The organism is Streptomyces sp. NPDC087845 (assembly GCF_044742755.1).
Lineage (GTDB): Bacteria > Actinomycetota > Actinomycetes > Streptomycetales > Streptomycetaceae > Streptomyces.
This window is the reverse complement of sequence record NZ_JBIUVC010000023.1, coordinates 1-18,304: the sequence shown is the minus strand read 5'-3', so window position 1 is coordinate 18,304 and position 18,304 is coordinate 1. Positions and strand designations below refer to the sequence as shown.

The 18,304-nt window shown below is 70.6% G+C and carries 15 protein-coding genes and 1 riboswitch; of the genes, 1 reads left to right on the top strand and 14 read right to left on the bottom strand.

Annotation, left to right across the window (positions count from 1 at the left end; genetic code table 11):
- Positions 1-37: 37 nt before the first annotated feature.
- The 13 genes from ACIOMQ_RS36545 to ACIOMQ_RS36485 form a co-directional block, all read right to left on the bottom strand.
- Complete coding sequence (locus ACIOMQ_RS36545; protein ID WP_401986950.1) at positions 38-1,342, bottom strand: class I SAM-dependent methyltransferase; 1,305 nt, start codon at positions 1,340-1,342, stop codon at positions 38-40.
- A gap of 310 nt (positions 1,343-1,652) precedes the next feature.
- Positions 1,653-3,038, bottom strand: coding sequence for an NAD(P)/FAD-dependent oxidoreductase (locus ACIOMQ_RS36540; protein WP_362207194.1), 1,386 nt, complete (start codon positions 3,036-3,038; stop codon positions 1,653-1,655).
- Positions 3,039-3,542: 504 nt separating this feature from the next.
- The gene (locus ACIOMQ_RS36535; RefSeq protein ID WP_401269659.1) at positions 3,543-4,484 is read right to left on the bottom strand and encodes an exopolyphosphatase; all 942 of its coding nucleotides are present in this window, start codon (positions 4,482-4,484) and stop codon (positions 3,543-3,545) included.
- Positions 4,485-4,575: 91 nt separating this feature from the next.
- Complete coding sequence (locus ACIOMQ_RS36530) at positions 4,576-5,184, bottom strand: DUF501 domain-containing protein (RefSeq protein WP_362207191.1); 609 nt, start codon at positions 5,182-5,184, stop codon at positions 4,576-4,578.
- Positions 5,185-5,245: 61 nt separating this feature from the next.
- Positions 5,246-5,716, bottom strand: coding sequence for a septum formation initiator family protein (locus ACIOMQ_RS36525; protein ID WP_362207189.1), 471 nt, complete (start codon positions 5,714-5,716; stop codon positions 5,246-5,248).
- A gap of 166 nt (positions 5,717-5,882) precedes the next feature.
- Positions 5,883-7,169: a phosphopyruvate hydratase gene (gene eno, locus ACIOMQ_RS36520; RefSeq protein WP_362207187.1), complete on the bottom strand. Its 1,287-nt coding sequence runs from the start codon at positions 7,167-7,169 to the stop codon at positions 5,883-5,885.
- A gap of 335 nt (positions 7,170-7,504) precedes the next feature.
- Positions 7,505-8,281: a transglycosylase family protein gene (locus ACIOMQ_RS36515; RefSeq protein WP_401269655.1), complete on the bottom strand. Its 777-nt coding sequence runs from the start codon at positions 8,279-8,281 to the stop codon at positions 7,505-7,507.
- A gap of 3 nt (positions 8,282-8,284) precedes the next feature.
- Positions 8,285-8,456: riboswitch (cyclic di-AMP (ydaO/yuaA leader) on the bottom strand.
- Between the two features lie 300 nt (positions 8,457-8,756).
- Positions 8,757-9,740 (bottom strand): transglycosylase family protein, encoded by a 984-nt coding sequence (locus tag ACIOMQ_RS36510; protein WP_401944010.1) that lies wholly within the window; start codon positions 9,738-9,740, stop codon positions 8,757-8,759.
- A gap of 105 nt (positions 9,741-9,845) precedes the next feature.
- Positions 9,846-11,318 (bottom strand): cytochrome P450, encoded by a 1,473-nt coding sequence (locus ACIOMQ_RS36505; RefSeq protein ID WP_402192058.1) that lies wholly within the window; start codon positions 11,316-11,318, stop codon positions 9,846-9,848.
- 9 nt (positions 11,319-11,327) lie between these two features.
- Complete coding sequence (locus tag ACIOMQ_RS36500) at positions 11,328-12,290, bottom strand: nucleoside triphosphate pyrophosphohydrolase (RefSeq protein WP_362207179.1); 963 nt, start codon at positions 12,288-12,290, stop codon at positions 11,328-11,330.
- Positions 12,291-12,408: 118 nt separating this feature from the next.
- The gene (locus ACIOMQ_RS36495; protein WP_389795612.1) at positions 12,409-13,065 is read right to left on the bottom strand and encodes a SurA N-terminal domain-containing protein; all 657 of its coding nucleotides are present in this window, start codon (positions 13,063-13,065) and stop codon (positions 12,409-12,411) included.
- A gap of 205 nt (positions 13,066-13,270) precedes the next feature.
- Positions 13,271-13,672, bottom strand: a complete 402-nt coding sequence (locus ACIOMQ_RS36490) for a GtrA family protein (RefSeq protein WP_362207176.1) — start codon at positions 13,670-13,672, stop codon at positions 13,271-13,273.
- Positions 13,669-14,634 carry a glycosyltransferase family 2 protein gene (locus ACIOMQ_RS36485; RefSeq protein WP_401269645.1) on the bottom strand — a complete coding sequence of 322 codons (966 nt, stop codon included), beginning with the start codon at positions 14,632-14,634 and terminating at the stop codon, positions 13,669-13,671. Before ACIOMQ_RS36485 ends, ACIOMQ_RS36490 begins: the two co-directional genes overlap by 4 nt.
- A gap of 123 nt (positions 14,635-14,757) precedes the next feature.
- On the opposite strand from ACIOMQ_RS36485, the gene ACIOMQ_RS36480 reads away from it, so the two are divergent.
- Positions 14,758-17,247 (top strand): YfhO family protein, encoded by a 2,490-nt coding sequence (locus tag ACIOMQ_RS36480; RefSeq protein ID WP_402192056.1) that lies wholly within the window; start codon positions 14,758-14,760, stop codon positions 17,245-17,247.
- Positions 17,248-17,607: 360 nt separating this feature from the next.
- Here ACIOMQ_RS36480 and ACIOMQ_RS36475 read toward each other — a convergent pair whose 3' ends face one another.
- Complete coding sequence (locus tag ACIOMQ_RS36475; protein ID WP_402192053.1) at positions 17,608-18,174, bottom strand: suppressor of fused domain protein; 567 nt, start codon at positions 18,172-18,174, stop codon at positions 17,608-17,610.
- Between the last annotated feature and the right edge of the window lie 130 nt (positions 18,175-18,304).

Below are 18,304 nucleotides of genomic sequence, written 5' to 3'. Positions count from 1 at the left end.
CTGTCCGGCGCCGGGTCCTCCCGGTGCCGGTGCGCCGTCAGCCGGTCGCCGGTGCCGGCCAGACGCGGGCCCGCAGCGGCATCCGGGAGGCGCCGCCCTCCGCCGGGCGCACCACGAGGATCTGGTTGACGCCGATCTTGTTGTGCTCGAAGGACAGGGCGGAGGCGGCCATGTAGAGGCGCCAGACCCTGGCCCGTCCGGGCGAGGCCGCCCGGACCGCGCGGTCCCAGTGCTTCTCCAGGTTGGCGACCCAGCTGCGCAGGGTCAGTGCGTAGTGTTCGCGGATCGACTCGACGTCGCGGGTCTCGAAGCCGGCCTCTTCGAGGGTGGCCACGGTCCGCCCCACCGGAGCCAGTTCGCCGTCCGGGAAGACATAGGCGTCGATGAACTCGTCCACGTGGTACGCGGACTCGTCCTTCTCCGGGCGACGGGCGATCTGGTGGTTGAGCAGCCGGCCGCCGGGCCTGAGGAGTGCGTAGAGGTCGTCGGCGTATTCACGGAAGCGGACCGAGCCGACGTGTTCCGCCATGCCGATGGACGAGATGGCGTCGTACGGGCCGTCCCTGACGTCCCGGTAGTCCTGGACCCGGATCTCGATCCGGTCGGTCAGGCCCTCGTCCGCGATGCGCTTCCTGGCGTAGGCGGCCTGTTCGACGGAGAGGGTCACTCCGGTGACCCGGGCACCGTACTCACGGGCCGCGTGTAGGGCCATGGAGCCCCAGCCGCAGCCGACGTCGAGGAGGCGGCCGCCCTCCTTCAGCGCGAGCTTGCGGCAGACCAGGTCGAGCTTGTCGCGCTGGGCGTCCTCAAGGCTTCCGCCGTCCTCCCAGTAGGCGCAGGAGTAGACCATGGACGGTCCGAGGACCAGTTCGTAGAAGTCGTTGCCCACGTCGTAGTGGTGGCTGATGGCTTCCTTGTCCCGGCGCTTCGTGTGGAGGGTGCCGGTACGGCGGCGCACCTCCTCGGGCGGCGGGGGCGGCGGGAGCCAGGGGCCGGCGAGTTGCAGCAGCCCTCTGGCGAAGGCCCGCACCTTCGGGTCGCGGACCGGGTGGACGCTGTCCTTGGCCTCCGCGCCGCGGTCCCAGATCAGCGAGGCCATCAGGTCCAGGGCCCCGTACAGATCGCCTTCGATGTCGAGCTCGCCCGCCACCCAGGCGCGGGCCAGGCCCAGTTCGCCCGGCTTCCAGAGCAGCCTGCGCAGCGCGCGGCGGTTCCGGATGACGAGGACGGGGGCACCGGGCGGTCCTGATTCGCTGCCGTCCCAGGCCCGGATACGGACCGGCAGCTTTTCTCCCAGCAACTCCTCGGCGAGAGCGGTCAGCCGCAATGCGGCGTCTGCCATGGCGCACACCTCCGTGATGGTGTTCCCAATGTGCCCAAACATGCTCGAACATGCCTGTAACCACGCCGGAGCACCTACGACGCCACGGCGAGGTACCTACCCGTCAACAGTCTGCGGGGCGCGCTCCATCCCGCCACAGCGCAACGGAACGGCAAAATACATGCACGACACACTTACCTGTCGGTGTACGACGACCGGGTGGCGGACCGAAGGGGCGGGCACGCCGAAGGGGCCGCCCGCACCACGGATGGCGGACGGCCCCTTCGGGCGTTGTGCGCGTACGGCGCGGGCGAGTGGGCCCGCGGGCGGACTAGGAGGCCTTGGCCTTCTCGCCCTCGGCCTTGGCGGCGGCCGGTGCCGGGGCCGGCTTGGCGGCCTCGTAGAACTCCTCGCGCGGCGTCTCCATGGCGCCGAGCGAGACGACCTCACGCTTGAGGAACATCCCGAGGGTCCAGTCGGCGAAGATCCGGATCTTGCGGTTCCAGGTCGGCATGGCCAGACCGTGGTAGCCACGGTGCATGTACCAGGCGAGGCGTCCCTTGAGCTTGATCTTCATCTTGCCCATGACGATCATCGCGACGCCCTTGTGCAGCCCCAGACCGGCGACCGCACCCTTGTTGGCGTGGCTGTACTCCTTCTGCGGGAAGCCGCGCATCCCGGAGATGACGTTGTCGCCGAGGACCTTGGCCTGACGCAGCGCGTGCTGGGCGTTCGGCGGGCACCAGGCGTTCGGGTTGCCGGCCCGGCGCCCGACCATGTCCGGAACCTGGGCGTTGTCGCCCGCGGCCCAGATGTAGTCGGTGCCCTGCACCTGGAGCTTCTCGGAGGTGTCCACGTGACCGCGCGGACCGAGCGGCAGGCCGAAACGGGCCAGCGCCGGGTTCGGCTTCACGCCGGCCGTCCACACGATCGTGTTGGAGTCGACCTCCAGGCCGTTCTTCAGCACGACGTGACCGTCGACGCAGGAGTCCATGGAGGTCGAGAGGAAGACCTCGACACCACGGGACTCCAGGTGCTCCCGGCCCCAGGTGCCCAGCTTCGGGCCGACCTCGGGAAGGATCTTGTCGGCGGCGTCGACGAGGATGAAGCGCATGTCCTCGCGCTTCACGTTCGTGTAGTACTTCGCCGCGTCGCGGGCCATGTCCTCGACCTCGCCGATGGTCTCCGCACCGGCGAACCCGCCGCCCACGAAGACGAAGGTCAACGCCCTGCGGCGGACCTCCTCGTCGGTCGTCGAGTCGGCCTTGTCCAGCTGCTCGAGGACGTGGTTGCGCAGACCGATGGACTCCTCGATGCCCTTCATGCCGATGCCCTGCTCGGCGAGGCCGGGGATCGGGAAGGTGCGGGAGACCGCGCCCATCGCGATGACCAGGTAGTCGAAGGGCAGCTCGTAGGCCTCGCCGACGAGCGGCGCGACCGTGGCGACCTTGCGGTCCTGATCGATGGTCGTGACGCGGCCGGTGAGGACCTCGGCCTTCGGCAGTACGCGTCGCAGCGGGACGACGACATGCCGAGGCGAGATGCTGCCGGCAGCAGCTTCGGGGAGGAAGGGCTGGTACGTCATGTACGAGCGCGGGTCGACGACCGTGACGGTCGCCTCTCCGTAGCGCATCTTCTTCAGAATGCGTCGAGCTGCGTACAGGCCTACGTACCCACCGCCTACTACGAGGATCCTGGGACGCTCCGTGGTGCTCATGCCATCGAGTATCCACCCCCCTCGGAGGGTGGGCTCGTGAGCCCCTTCACAAGGTATCGCCCACCCTCTGCTACACTCCGCCGCCCGCGTGACCGAGGTCATGGCGCCGGAGGGGAACCACGGCGCGGCGGCGAACGTTGCTCACCGCCTGTGAGCTGGACCTTGAGCCTCCGGACCGGGTGAACCGCCGCCCCGATTCACACGCCGGCAACGCACCCGGAACGTTCCCGTATCGGCACGGAACGCCCCCGCGAGGGGCCCTGGATGCCCATACGGGCCAGAACTGCCCTCCACGGGGCCGAATTCCTTGTGAAGAAGTTCACGAACTTCGTCGCGACGTGTCCCGCGAAGCGCCCCCCGGGTGGCCCACGCCAGCTCAAAAGTGCAGGCCAAAATGCGTATGAGCACCGTTCTCGCACCCCTCGGGAGAGCCGGTGCGCACCGGCCTTCCCGAGGGCCGGTGCCCGCCGCCGGGCACCCCCGGCCGCCGTCGCGGGAGCGGGCCTACGCGACCGACCAGCCGATTCCGTCGAGGATGTCGTGTTCGCTGACGACGACCTCCCGGGCCCCGGTCCGCTCCATCACGGCGAGCAGGATCAGCGCCCCGGAGGTGATCACATCGACCCGTCCCGGATGCATCGCGCCGATCGCGGCGCGCTCGGCGTGGGTGGAGGCGAGGAGCCGTCCGGTGATCTCCCGGACCTGGTCGAGGGAGATCCGGGAGTGGTGGATCGCCTCGGAGTCGTACGCGTCGAGCCCCAGGGCGATCGCGGCGACCGTGGTGACCGTCCCGGCGAGGCCGACGAGGGTGGCGGCGCCGGTGAGCGGGACGCTCTCCTCGGCGAGGTCGAGGGCCGCGTCGATGTCGGCGCGGATCGCGGCGATCTGCTCCGGGGACGGCGGATCGCTCACGACACCGTCGCGCACGAGGTGCCGCTCGGTCATCCGGACGCACCCTATGTCCACGGAGCGCGCGGCCCGCACGTGGTCGTCGCCGACGACGAACTCGGTGGAACCGCCGCCGATGTCCACGACGAGATACGGCTTCGCGAGGTGGTCGCGGCCCGCGAGTTCCTTGGTGGCGCCGGTGAAGGAGAACTCCGCCTCCTGGTCGCCGCTGATCACCTCGGGCTCGACACCCAGAATGTCCAGCACCCCGCGGACGAACTCGTCCCTGTTCTCCGCGTCGCGGGAGGCGGAGGTGGCGACGAAGCGGATCCTCTGCGCCCCGTACTCCTTGATCACCTCCGCGTACTGGCGGCAGGCGGCGAACGTCCGCTCCAGGGCCTCGGGCGCGAGCCGGCCGGTGCGGTCGACGCCCTGGCCGAGGCGGACGATCTCCATCCGCCGGTCGAGCTCGGCGAACTCACCGGTGGACGGGTCCGCGTCGGCGACGAGCAGGCGGATGGAGTTGGTACCGCAGTCGATGGCGGCCACGCGGGTCATGGGTGCTCCTAGTCCGGGGGCGCAGCCCCCAATCACGCCCCTCCGGCGATCGAGGAGCGGGGGTCGGGGGGCGCGAGCCCCCGCAGAACGGTCAGCCCTCGTCCGGCGCGCCGTCGGCCGGCCGGAACGCGAAGTGCCCGCCCTCCGACTCCTCGACGGTCCGGCCGTCCTTCTCCTCCGGCACGCCGCACGGCGTAACGCACGGCCCCTTGCGCCACCACTCCGGCAGCATCGCGATGGCCTCGTCGCCCAGCGGGTTCACCCCGGGCCCGGCGGCCAGCGAGTGCCCGACCAGCACGTGCAGGCACTTCACCCGGTCCGGCATGCCGCCCGCGCTCGGGAAGCCCTCCAGCACCTCGATGGCGTCGCGCCGGGCGAGGTAGTCCTCGTGCGCGGCCCGGTACGCGGCGGCCAGCTCCGGGTCCGTACCGAGGCGCTCGGTCATCTCCTTCATGACGCCGTTCGCCTCCAGCGTGCCGATCGCGGACGCGGCACGCGGGCACGTCAGGTAGTACGTCGTCGGGAACGGCGTACCGTCCTCCAGCCGGGGCTGGGTCTCGACCACGTCCGGATTGCCGCACGGGCAGCGGTGCGCGATCGCGCGCAGCCCGCGCGGCGGGCGGCCCAGCTGCTGCTGGAACGCGGCGATGTCCGCCTCGGTGGGCGCGGTGGACTCGGTCTGCGGAGGGGGGGTTTCCATGCCTGCCTAGGTTCTGATCGGGCTGCTCGAACTGCGGTTCTGCAGAGGGATGAGAAGGGATTCAGTCGCGGTCGGCGCTGTCGACGCCGTCCCAGAGGTTGGAGTGCCACGGCCGGCCGGACCCGTCCGTGTCGCCGTTGCGCTCCTTGACCGCGTCGGGGTCGATCACGGTGTAACCGGTCTCCCCGGGAAGAAGGTAGTGCAGGTGCTTGCGGGCCAGCTGCCTGATGTAGGCGTCGTCCTGGAGGCGCGCCTTCTCGTCGCGCAGCTCCTCGGTGCGGGTCCGGGCCTCCCGCGCCAGGCGCTCCTGGTCGGCGATCTCGTCCCGCTGCGAGACGTACTGCCGCATCGGGTACGCGAGCGCGACCACCAGGGAGCAGACGACGAGGGCGAGGAAGGCCGCCCGGCCGGTGAGCCGGGAGCGGCGGGCCTGACGGCGGGTCTGCGAGCGGTAGACGCGGGCCGCGGTCTGCTCACCGAGCAGCCGCAGCCGGGTCGCGGTGGAGAACCGGTCCCGGTCCTTCGCGGCCATGTCCCCGCCTCCCCATTACGCACGTCCGTCCCCGCACACGGTACGGGACCGAGTGCGGGGACGGACGGAGGCCGGTGCCTTTGGCTCCTGACGGGCCTGTGCTCAGCCCTAGGGCCTTTCGGTCGGCGGAGCGCCGTGCCGGCCGGTTCGCGGAGCGCCGTGCTCGTCAGTTCGCGGAGCGGAACCGGGGGAACGCGGAGCGGCCCGCGTACACCGCGGCGTCGTCGAGGATCTCCTCGATGCGCAGCAGCTGGTTGTACTTGGCGACACGGTCCGAGCGGGCCGGGGCGCCGGTCTTGATCTGGCCGCAGTTCACCGCGACGGCGAGGTCGGCGATGGTGACGTCCTCGGTCTCGCCGGAGCGGTGGGACATCATGCACTTGAAGCCGTTGCGCTGGGCGAGCTCGACGGCGTCCAGGGTCTCGGTCAGCGAACCGATCTGGTTGACCTTGACGAGCAGGGCGTTGGCGGAGCCCTCCTCGATGCCGCGGGCCAGACGCTCCGGGTTGGTGACGAACAGGTCGTCGCCCACGATCTGCACCTTGGCGCCGAGCTTGTCGGTGATGACCTTCCAGCCGGCCCAGTCGTCCTCGTACAGCGGGTCCTCGATGGAGACCAGCGGGTACGCGGAGACGAGCTCCTCGTAGTACTCCGTCATCTCGGCGGCCGAGCGGGACTTGCCCTCGAACTCGTACGTGCCGTCCTTGTAGAACTCGGACGCGGCGACGTCGAGCGCGAGCGCGATGTCCTTGCCCGGGACGTAGCCGGCTTCCTTGATGGCCTCGACGATGAGGTCGAGGGCGGCGCGGTTCGACTCCAGGTTCGGCGCGAAGCCGCCCTCGTCGCCGAGACCGGTCGAAAGACCCTTGGTCTTCAGGACCTTCTTCAGCGTGTGGTAGACCTCGGCACCCCAGCGCAGGGCCTCGGAGAAGGACTCCGCACCGATCGGGGCAATCATGAACTCCTGGATGTCCACGTTGGAGTCGGCGTGCGACCCACCGTTGAGGATGTTCATCATCGGAACGGGCAGCAGGTGCGCGTTCGGGCCGCCGAGGTAGCGGAAGAGCGGCAGGTCCGAGGCCTCGGAGGCGGCGTGGGCAACGGCCAGCGAGACACCGAGGATGGCGTTGGCGCCGAGCGAGCCCTTGTTCTCGGTGGCGTCCAGGTCGAACATCGCCTGGTCGATCAGCCGCTGCTCGGTCGCGTCGTAGCCGACGAGCTCCGGGCCGATCTGCTCGATCACGGCGAGGACGGCCTTCTCGACGCCCTTGCCCTGGTAGCGGTTGGGGTCACCGTCGCGAAGCTCAATGGCCTCGAACGCACCGGTGGAGGCGCCGGACGGCACGGCAGCACGGCCCGTGCTGCCGTCGTCGAGGCCAACCTCGACCTCGACCGTGGGGTTCCCCCGGGAGTCGAGGATTTCCCGGGCTACGACGACGTCGATGGACGGCACGAGGCATCTCCTTCTGGGATATGACACTGGTTGTGCAGGGTCACTTTGGCCTTGCGACAAGAGCCTAACCGGCCCGGCCCGCTCAGCCCGACGACCGCCCGTCCCCTGGGACGAAAAAGGACCCAAGGGCGAGCGTAAGCGGACAAACAGTCAGAATTTTACTGGTCAGTAACTACAACAGTTGAACGATCGCTCAGAGGTGGCGCACCTCGCGGAGGCGGCGCGTGGCGGCGCCGGCACCTCGCGGTGGTGGCGCACGACACAGGAAACCCCGGCCCGGCGCGTACGGGGGAATGCGCGCCGGGCCGGGGTGCTCCGGGAGGAGAGAGCCTGGACTACTTGGTCAGGTGCAGCTGCTGACCCGGGTAGATCAGGTCGGCGTCCTTGACGATGTCCTTGTTCAGCTCGAACAGCTGGTGCCAGCCGCCCTCGACCTGGTGCTCGGCGGCGATCTCGCTCAGGGAGTCGCCGGAGACGACCTTGTACTCGCCGTCGCCCTTCTTGACCTTCTCGCCGGTCGGGGTGGTGACGGTCTTCTTCGACTCGGCCTGCGGGGCGGCGGAGCGGTCCGAGCGGGAGGCGGCGGGGGCCTCGGTGCGCTCGGCCTTCTTCGGCTGGGCCTGCTGGACCGGCCGCGACTGCTGCTTCGGCGCGGCCGGGGTGCTCTGCTGCCCGGTGGCGCTGGAGCTGGAGCTGGACTTCGAGGAGGAGCCGGTGTCGACGCCCGGGTTGACACCGTCGTTGGTCAGGTTGCCGGCGCCGGCACAGCCCCAGGCACCCGGACCCTGCATGTCGAGCAGCCGCTCGGCGACGGTGATCTGCTGGGCCTTGGTGGCCAGGTCGGCACGGGGGGCGTACTTCGTACCGCCGGCGGCGGCCCAGCTGGACTGCGAGAACTGCAGGCCGCCGTAGTAGCCGTTGCCGGTGTTGATGGACCAGTTGCCACCGGACTCGCACTGGGCGACGGCGTCCCAGGTGGCGACGGAGGCGGCGGAGGCGCCGGTCGCACCCATCAGCGGAACGGCGACGGCGGTACCGGCGACACCGGCGAGCGTGGCGACACGGACGGCCTTGGACGGGCGGCGGTGCTTGCCCTTGCTGGAAAACAGCATGGAACTTCTCCTCACCGACGCCTACGAGGTGAGCTGTCGGGTTCGGGCCAAGTGAGTTGCCCGGTCGCACGTCCTAGCACGCGACTTCACCCCAAGCCGGTCCTGATGCGTCCTTCGACGATCGGGCCCGGCGCTTACCTGGGTCCCCCGCTCCTGCCTACGGCGCTTTACGCGTCTGTTCCCTTCGACCGACGGCAGGATTCGGCGTGACGATCGACGGGGCCCGCGGTGCGAGCGGTTCCGACCGTAAACACACGCAACCCCCACATTCAAAGATGGACACATCGGACAATCAGCCCTTACTTGCATCTGAGGAACCGTCGTTTTCGCAGGTGGGAGGCGATGCGGAAGGGCTCCCCGGGCGCAACACGCCAGTTGACGCAAAGAGATCCATGTCTCACTTACGCATAAGCGGACATAGGTCTCTGAACTACCCCAGATTTTGAGGCTCTTTCAGCCGATTATCAGACCGCTCTCACTCGGCCTTCACGTCGAGATCGAGGCTCTGGCCAGGGAGGATGAGGTCCGGGTCGGTTCCGACGGCATCCTTGTTGGCCTCATACAGCGCGGGCCAGCCGCCGGGGACCTTCTGTGCGTCAGCAATCGCCCAGAGGTTGTCGCCGGAGCGGACGGTGTACGTGCCGTCGGCGGCCGACGCGCCCGCGTCGCGCGCGTCACCGTCACCGCGGGAGGCATGCCGGCCCGACTCGCGCTCGACACCGCCGTTCGCGTTCCGGCCCTCCTCGGGGGCAGGTGCGCCGCGGTGCTTGCCGCCCGTGCCGCCGGTCGAGTCGGTCGAGTCGGCCGGGCCGGCCGGGTCCGACGCGTCGGGCGCACCGGAGGACGGGGTGTCAGAAGGCGTCCGGGACGGCTCGGTCCCGTCCGCCGGCCCGTGGGCGGCGCCCGCCCCCTTCGAACGGTCCGCGCTGTCCGTACCGCCCGTACCGCCCGAGGCGGCGTCCGGGGCGGCGTCCGACGGTGCGGCGTCCTCGGACGGGGGCGTCGACGCGCCGTCAGCCGGCTCCGTGCTCCGTGTCGGCTCGGCGGGGGGCGCGACCCCGGGATCGACGCCCGGCAGCGTCCCGTCCTCCGCGAGGCCGGAGATGACCGCACAACTGGGCCAGGCCTTCGGCCCCCGGTCCTCCAGGACCTTCTCGGCCACGGCTATCTGCTGCGAGCGGCTGGCGAGGTCGGCACGGGCGGCGTACGACTCGCCGCCGTACGCCTTCCAGGTCTCCTGCGAGAACTGCAGGCCACCGTAGAAGCCGTTGCCGAGGTCGGCGCTCCACATGCCGCCGCTCTCGCACTCGGCCACCCGGTCCCAGGTCTTGGCGTCGGCCGCGTGCGCGCCGCCCGCGCCGAGCAGCGGGATGGCGATGGCCGATCCGGTCACGCCCGCGGCGACGACGATGGCGGGTGCCTGACGAGGGCGACGGTGTCTGCCGTTCGCGGAGCCCATGGAGATGCCTTCCGTGTGACTGACAAGTGACGGGTGGGTCGAACGGTGAACCTAGCGGGACTCGAACGCGTGTCACAAGTCGATGCAGCGCAGATCACGTGGAAGTCACAGAGTTGACTGAGCGTCATCTCGCGTCGGCGCCGGCCTCGGTGCAAACTCCACCGGCAGCGTGCGCAGTCCACGCATGATGAGCCCGCCACGCCACCGCAAATCGGTAGGTTCCACCGCAAGCCGCAGGTCCGGAAGGCGCCTCAGAAGCGTGGCGAGCGCCGTCTGTCCCTCCAGCCGGGCGAGCGGTGCTCCCAGGCAGTAGTGGATGCCGTGCCCGTATCCGAGGTGCTGATTGTCACGCCGGGCGAGGTCGAGCGTGTCGGGGTCCCCGAAGCGTTCCGGGTCGCGGTCGGCGGCGGCGAGCACGACGAGTACGGGGTCGCCCGCCGCTATGTCCTGTCCGCCCAGTGTCAGCGGCTCGGTGGCGAACCGCCAGGTCGCCAGCTCCACCGGACCGTCGTACCGCAGCAGTTCCTCGATCCCCGTCTCCAGCAGCTCGCTCTCCCCCGCGGCGAGGGAGCGTTGCAGCCGCTCGCGCTCGCCGGGGTTGCGCAGCAGGGCGTACACCCCGTTGCCGATGAGGTTCACCGTCGTCTCGAATCCGGCGAAGAGGAGGATGAAGGCCATGGCCGCGGCCTCGTTCTCGGTGAGGTGCTCGCCGTGGTCGCCGGCCCGGATCAGCCCCGAGATCAGATCGTCCCCCGGGTTCTCCCTCTTGCGGTGGATCAGTTCGGCGAGATAGCCGCGCATCTTCTTCACCGACCTGGCCACCCCGCCGCGCGGGCCGCCGCCGTGCCGGATCATCATGCCCGCCCAGTCCCGGAAGTCGTCCTGGTCCTCGCGCGGAACGCCGAGCAGATCGCAGATCGCGTAGATGGGGAGCGGGAACGCGAAGTCGTGGATGAGATCCGCCCTCCCCTCCGCGACGAAGCGGTCGATGAGGCGGTCCGTCAGTTCCTGTACGCGCGGCGCGAACTCGGCGACCCTGCGCGGGGTGAACGCCTTGGAGACGAGGCGGCGCAGCCGGGTGTGGTCGGGCGGGTCGATGTTGAGCAGATGCGTCATCAGCTCCGCCTTGCGCTCGCCCGGGATGCCGGTCTTCCCCTTGGCGTGCGCCGGCCCGGCGTGGTGCGCCGGGTTCTTGGAGAGCCGGGTGTCGGCAAGCGCCTGCCGGGCGTCCGCGTACCGGGTCACCAGCCAGGCCTCGACACCGCTGGGCAGCGCGGTGCGGTGCACGGGGCTGTGCTCGCGCAGCCAGGCATAGGCCGGGTAGGGGTCGGTGGCGAACTCCCAGGTGAAGAGTTCGGGCGCACCGACGGGACAGGCGGGGCGGCCGGCGGAGCCGTCCGCGGGGCGGTCGGCCGGGCCGTGCGCGGGCTGGCTGGCTGAGCCCGGCGCAGGCTGGTCGGCCGGGCCGTGCGCGGGCTCGTCGACGGGACAGGCCGGGCGGTCGGCGGGGCGGGCCGGGCGGTCGGCGGGGCGGTGTGCGGGTTGATCGGCGGGGCGGTCGGCGGGGCTGTGGTTCACCCCTCGACGTTATCCGTTGCCCTCCGCCGCCCGGATGGCGTCCCGGTAGGCGCGGCCGGCGGCCCGCAGTGCGGCCTCGGGGTCGATGCCGTCCTGTTCGGCGCGTACGGCGAGGGCGAGGAGCTCGTAGCCGATGCCGTCGCCCGTGGGGAGCGCCACATCGAGCCCCGCGGTACGGACCCGGCCGGCCAGTTTCGCCGCCAGGGCGAGGCCGGGCTGGCCGAGCGGCACTCCGTCGGTGACCGAGTCGCGCTGCTTCTCGACGGCCTTGGTCCGCAGCCAGTGCGCGTGCACGTCCTCCGGGGTCTCGGCGGTCTCGTCCCCGAAGACGTGCGGGTGGCGGTGGATCAGCTTCTCGACGAGGGTCGCGGCCACGTCGTCGACGGAGAAGGGCTCCTCGCCGTCCTCCTCGGCGATCCGGGCGTGGAAGACGACCTGGAGGAGTACGTCCCCGAGTTCCTCGCGCAGCTCGCCGCGGTCGCCGTCCTCGATCGCCTCGACGAGTTCGTACGCCTCCTCGATGGCGTACTTGGCGAGGCCCTCGTGGGTCTTCTGCGAGGTCCAGGGGCATTCGATCCGGATCCGGTCCATGACCTGGACCAGATCGAGGAGCCGGGCGCCCGGCAGGTCGTACGAACCCGGCAGCAGCTCCAGGTCGGGCATCCGCACCCGCCCCGACCCGGCGAGCCGCGCGAGCCCGTCGGTCAGCGGCCGGTCGCCCTCGCCGCCGGTGAGGACGACGATGCTCCGGCCGCCCGCACAGGCGTCGACGAGCTCCCGCGCGGTGGGCTCGGAGAACTCGACGGCGACACCCGCCTCGCGCAGGTACGGCAGCTGCGGATTGTCCTGCTCCGCGCAGAGCACCCGGTCGGCGGCGTGCAGCGTCTGCCAGGCGGGCCAGGACAGAAGTCCGGGCGCGACGCGGTGGCTGGCGGTGAGCAGGACGATACGGCCGGGATCTTCAGCGTTCACCGTTCGAATCTACTCCGGTCGGTCCGGTCGCCGTCTCCGCGGTCTACTACGGGACAGCCCTCAGGGCCTGTCGTTTGGATCACGCCGGGCTCGCGGGGCCTGATCCGGACGAAAGACCCTAGGCCTCGGGCTCGGCGCCCGCCGTCGCGGGCTTGGTGACCTGGTTGATCCAGGGGGCCTTGTAGTTGGCGAGCTGGGTCTGCTTGTCGTCCCAGGTGCCGTAGCGCGGATTGACGTCGACCTTCAGTTCCTTCGACGCCTTGGCGAGCGCGTCGCCGACGGCCTTCTGCCCCTCGGGCTGCTGCAGGTCGGCGCCGAGCGCCTGGGCCAGCTTCGTCAGCTGGACCTGCTCGCGCAGAACGGCATCGATCTGGTCGGGGGCGACCCAGCTCTGCTGGAGCATCGCCATCCGCAGCTGCGCCTCTCCCCCGGACTGGGCGGCCGCCGCCTTCCGCATCTGCTGGATCTCGTTGCGGCTGACGCTCACGTGCGCGTTCCGCGCGGCCCGGTCCAGGACCCGGTCGAAGATCATGCCGTGCAGCTTCGCCCGGCTGAGCTGCCCGGACTTGTCGATGAGCTGCGAGGCGTCCTTCGAGTCGCGCTGGGCGTCCCGTACCGCCGCCACCTGGCCCTGCAGCGTGGACACCTCGATCCGGTCCCCGCCGACGAGGGCCGCGGCGCCCGGGTGGGCCTGGCCGCCGCAGGCGGTCAGGAGTGGGGCCCCGGCCAGCAGGGCGGCGGAGACGGTGAGCGCGGTGCGACGGCGGCGGTGCAAAGGAACCTCCCGGGGAGAGTTTGTGCATCAGTGCACAAGACCTTGCGGTGATCGATGTTAGGCAGTGGATGTGGTTGGGGCCACCGGTTCGACCAACGATTCGGAAGGAGTTGGGGATGTGGGCCCCTTCAGGGGCGCCCGGCCCTCCCCGCGACGGCAGCTCGCGGGATGCCTGGAACGGCCCCTGCGACGGCGCCTCTCAGGGTCAGGAGACGCGTTCGGCCGCCGGGATCCCGCTGTCCGGACGCAGCATGATCGCCCGCGAGACGACAAAGGTGATCGGGATGGCCGCCGCGGCCGCGACCAGCGGCGCGTACCGGCTGCTGAACCCGGCGAGGTCGACCAGCAGATAGACACCGCCGGTCGTAATGGCGAAGTTGGCGGCGTTGGTGAGCGGGAAGAGCAGGAACTTCCGCCAGGTGGGCCGGGTCCGGTAGGTGAAGAGGGAGTTCAGGAAGAAGGAGCCGACCATGCTCAGCGCGAAGGCGAGGACATGGGCGGCGATGTACGGCAGCCAGGTCAGCAGGACGAGGTAACAGCCGTAGTACGTGCCGGTGTTGACGACTCCGACCAGGGCGAATCGGGCCATCTGCGCGGTGACCGTCATCGGCTCGCGAACTCCTGGGGTTCCCGTGTCCGCCGCGGCGCCGGTGTGGTGTTCGTGGCCTTCACCAGGAAGTGCGGGCGGCGCTTCACCTCGTAGTAGATACGGCCCACGTACTCACCGACCACCCCGATCATCACCATCTGGACCCCGGCGAGTGCCGTGACCACGACGAGGAGGGTGACATAGCCGGGGGTGTCGACGCCTCGCACCAGCGCGACGCCGACGATCCACGCGGCATAGGCGAGGGCGACGGACAGCAGCAGCATGCCCAGGTAGAGCGCCGCGCGCAGCGGTTTGTTGTTGAAGGAGAGAAGGCCGTCGAGGCCGTAATTCAGCAGCTTTCCGAAGGTCCAGGCGGAACGGCCCTGTTCGCGGACGGCATTCTCGTAGCTGAACGTCGTGGTGCGAAATCCCACCCAGGCGAAAAGGCCCTTGGAGAACCTGTTGTATTCGGTGAGTTCCAGTACGGCGTCGACGGTGCGGCGGGACAGCAGTCTGAAATCGCCGACGCCGTCGACCAGTTCCACGTCCACCAGGCGGTTGATCAGCCAGTAGTAGGCGCGGGCGCTGACGGTGCGGGTGACCCGGTCGCCCTTGCGCGTGCGGCGTGCGATCACCTGGTCGTAGCCGCCCGCGTGCTCTTCGAGCATGCGGCCCACGAGCTCCGGCGGGTGCTGGAGGTCGGCGTCCATGATGACGACCGCGTCCCCCTCGGCGTGGCGGAGGCCGGCCAGCATGGCGGCCTCCTTGCCGAAGTTGCGGCTGAAGGAGACATAGCGGGCCCGCGGGTCGGCCGCGGCCAGTTCCTGGAGGATGACCAGGGTCCGGTCCGCGCTGCCGTCGTCGACGTACACCAGCTGGAATTCATGTCCGAGGCGCGCCATTTCGTCCGTGACACGTTCATGGAAGCGTTCGAGGATCTCTTCCTCGTTGAAACAAGGCACCACCAGCGAGATCAGCACGCATGTACATCAACCCGCTCACGTGTCGGAATCCGACGCTCCATATGGCCGATGAGCGTCCATCACGTGAACTGCCCCATTCCGGAGCGGATTCAGGCGTTCGAGGCTGGCATATTCCTGCGTATGCCGACCTTCCGTCCCCGCCTGTGGGCGGGCTCGCTCGCCGCGCTGCTCACCGTGACCGCCGTCTGCGCGGGTGACGCCGTGGCGCGCAGCTTCCCGTTCGGACCGCATACCCGCAGCGTCAACGACCTGGGCAATCAGTTCGTCCCGTTCCACGCCCGGCTGTGGGACCTGCTGCACGGGAACGCCGACGGCGGGGTGCTGCTCAACTGGTCGTCCGGGTACGGGACCAGCTTCCTGCCGGATCTGGGCACCTATCTGACCAGCCCGTTCGCCCTGCTCGTCGGGGTCTTCCCGCGCGACCGGACGGATCTCGCGGTCTACGTGGTGACGCTCCTGAAGATGGCGTCGGCCGCGGCGCTGATGGCCCTGCTGCTGCTGACGCTGCGCGGCGGGCGCTGGTGGGCGGCGGGGGTGCTCGGTGCTTCGTACGCGCTGTGCGGCTGGTCGGTTGTCGAGGCGTCGTACAACCCGATGTGGCTGGACGGTCTGGTCGCGCTGCCGCTGCTCTGCCTGGCCGGGGAGTGGGCCCGGACGGGGCGGCACCGGATCGCCGCGCCGTTGCTCGTCGCGGTGATGTGGGCGGCCAACTTCTACACGGCCTACATGGCGACGCTCGGCGCCGCTCTGGTGCTCGCGGTGCGGCTCTTCACGGAGCGGGAGGACCGGCGGGCGGTGGTCCGGGGGCTGGTGCGAGCGGTCGCCACGGTCGGGGTGGGCATCGGTCTCTCGGCGCCCGTCCTGATCCCCGTCTACCTGGGGACGAAGCACGCCTACCCGGGCTGGAACCGGACGTTCGCGCCCGCCCACTGGCCCGATGTGTTCGCCCGGCTGCTGCCCGCCACGTACAGCTTCTTCACCCCGGCCCTCTTCCTCGGCACGGGCACCCTGCTCCTGGCCTGTGCGCTGGCCTTCCAGCGGTCCGTACCGCGGCGCGAGCGGTGGGCGTGGGCGGGGCTGGTGGCCGGGGTCGCGCTGTCGTTGCAGTGGGCGCCCACGCATCTGCTCTGGCACGCCTTCGCCACACCCAACGGCAGTCCGTACCGGCAGACCTTCGTACTGGCCGGGCTGGTGGTGATCGCCGCCTGGATCTCCGTCTCGTACGACTGGCCGGGGTGGCGGGCGCTGCTCGGCGGGGGCGCGGTGCTGCTGCTGATCGCGGCCGGGGCCGGCTTCAGCGACCTGGTCACACCGTGGACGTATCCGCTGTTCGCGGCCGGGCTGGTGGCGGCGGTCGGGGCGCTGCTGCTGGTCGGCCGCGGCCGGAGGTTCGCGGTCGTGGCCGCCGTGCTGCTGGTCGGCGCGCAGGCCGGGCAGGCCGCCGCGACCACCGCCTACGCCGACCGGCAGCGGCTGAACCGGCTGGACGACTACGCGCCCTGGGGCGAGCGGCAGCGGGCCCAGGCGGCGGCGGTCGCGGGCGCCGACGGCTGGCCGCGCTATCGCACCGACCCCGGCCGCGAACAGACCACGGCGAACGATCCGCTGCTGGTGGGCGGGCAGGGCGCCGCGTACTACAGCAGCCTCACCCCCGACGTGCTGACCCGCACCCTGCGTGCGCTGGGCGACGGGTGGACGTCGAACGGCCGGGCCGTGCAGAGCCTCGACAACCCCGTCACGGACGCCGTCTTCTCGGTCGGCGCGCGGGTACACATGCCGCGCGATCCCCATCAGGGGTGGAACGCCCCCGACGACCGGCCGGTGACGGTGAGCCGCGCGGAGGCGCCGCCGCTGGTGACGGTGCGCGGACCGGACGCGCCGGTGCCGTACGGCCGTTCCCCCTTCCGGAACCAGGAGCGGCTGCTCGGTACGGCGGTCTACACGGTGCCGACGACGGTGCTGCGCGCGGCGGGGGGCGGCCCGGTCGCGGACCGGGGGGCGTACGACTACCGGGTGGGGCGCGGTACGTACACGCTGACCGCCCGGTGCCCGGCGGCCTCCGAGCCGTATCTGTGGGCGCCCGACCTGTTCGGCTCGGCGCGGCTCGGCAGCGGTCCGGAGATTCCGTTCCGGGGGCAGCTGCCGGGCCGGCGCGCCCCGATGCAGCGCCTGGGTGCGGAGGGCGGGAGCGGGCCGGTGACGGTCACGCTGACCGCCGTACGCGCCGGGACCGTGCCGCACGAGGCGATCGGCTGCCTGGACCGGACCCGGCTGGCCTCGGCGGTCACCGGCCTGAAGCGCACCGGTGCGACCGCCGTCCACGTCACCGCCCACGGCATACGGGCCGAACTGCCGCCCGGCAGCACCGGGACGGTCGTGATCGCCGCGCCCCGCATCGCGGGCTGGAGCTGCCAGGGCCGCCCCGCCGGCAGCTACCTGGGCCTGCTCTCCGTACCGGTCCCCGCCCGCGGCGCCTCCGTCGACTGCTCGTTCCGGCCCCCGGGTCTGCGGGCGGGCGCGACGGTGGGGGCGGGCGCGGCGCTCTCCCTGCTCGTGGCGGGGGTGTGGGGAGCGCGGCGGCGACGACGGGACGCGAGACCCGGGAACTAGGGCCTCTCGTTTGCTCGAAAGAAGTGTGAGGCCGACGGGGCAGGCGGGTCGTCAGCCGCCCCGGCGGCAGATCACGGTCTCATGCCGTGATCGCCGGCTCGCCGACAAAAGGGGTGTTCTGCGCAGCCGTTGCAGAAATTTGGCGTGCTCATTGCCTTCACGTCCGGCACCGCGGGCCGCAGAGGCCATGATCCGTGGGCCGGGTCAACAGAGGTGCACCAACGCAGCCGTACGCCCACCGTCCGCTCGACGCAGGCCCGCCGGCGGTGCTCCCTCCCTGCGGAACGACAACTGACCCCTTGACCCTCTCGCCGACTTCTTCAGAAGCGCCACAGAAAGGGCCAGAAAGGACTTACAGATTCAAATGTGGGCGCTCGGATCGAACAGATCGGGGTCCTGCTTCCTCAGTTCGTCCTCAAAGGCCGGCCAGCCGTTCTTCGCCACGTACTCCGCCTCGGCACCGTGGATGGGCACCAGCCACACCACGGATACGTTCGTTCCGTTCTCCAGAGTGACGGAGAGGAAGTCGTCGTCGAAGTAGACCGGCATGGCCGCGTAGAGCGCGGTCATGGGCCCGTCCGGAGTCAGCGGCATGGGCAACGACACGACCTCCCCGCGGAGCACCGCCCGCCCCGTCGTCGCGAGGCGTTCCGCCACCCACTCCAGCACTCCGGGGAAGGGACCATCCTCATCCCCGGCGAGGGGACGGCCGCAGCCGAGCAATTCCAGATGTTGGGGCTCACCACTGGTGGGAGAAACCAGGTGCGTCTCATGGAGGGTGATAGTGGCGTAGGACCGCAGGCCCTCGAAGACGCCGCCGGTGAAGTACCCCACCTGCGCCGCACCGTCGGGGGCGCCGTCCCTGACCGACCACGCTCCGACAAGTTGCCCCAGACGTGTTTCGAGGTGGTCGATCAGAGTGGCCACGTTTTCCTTGACGCCGTGAGCCGATTCCAACCTGACGGGTGGTTGGACGGGTGACCCCGACGGCGGGCATGAAGAAAGCTCCTGGTAGACGGGTTCACGACCAAGATCACCAGTCCGCCAGGAGCATTCG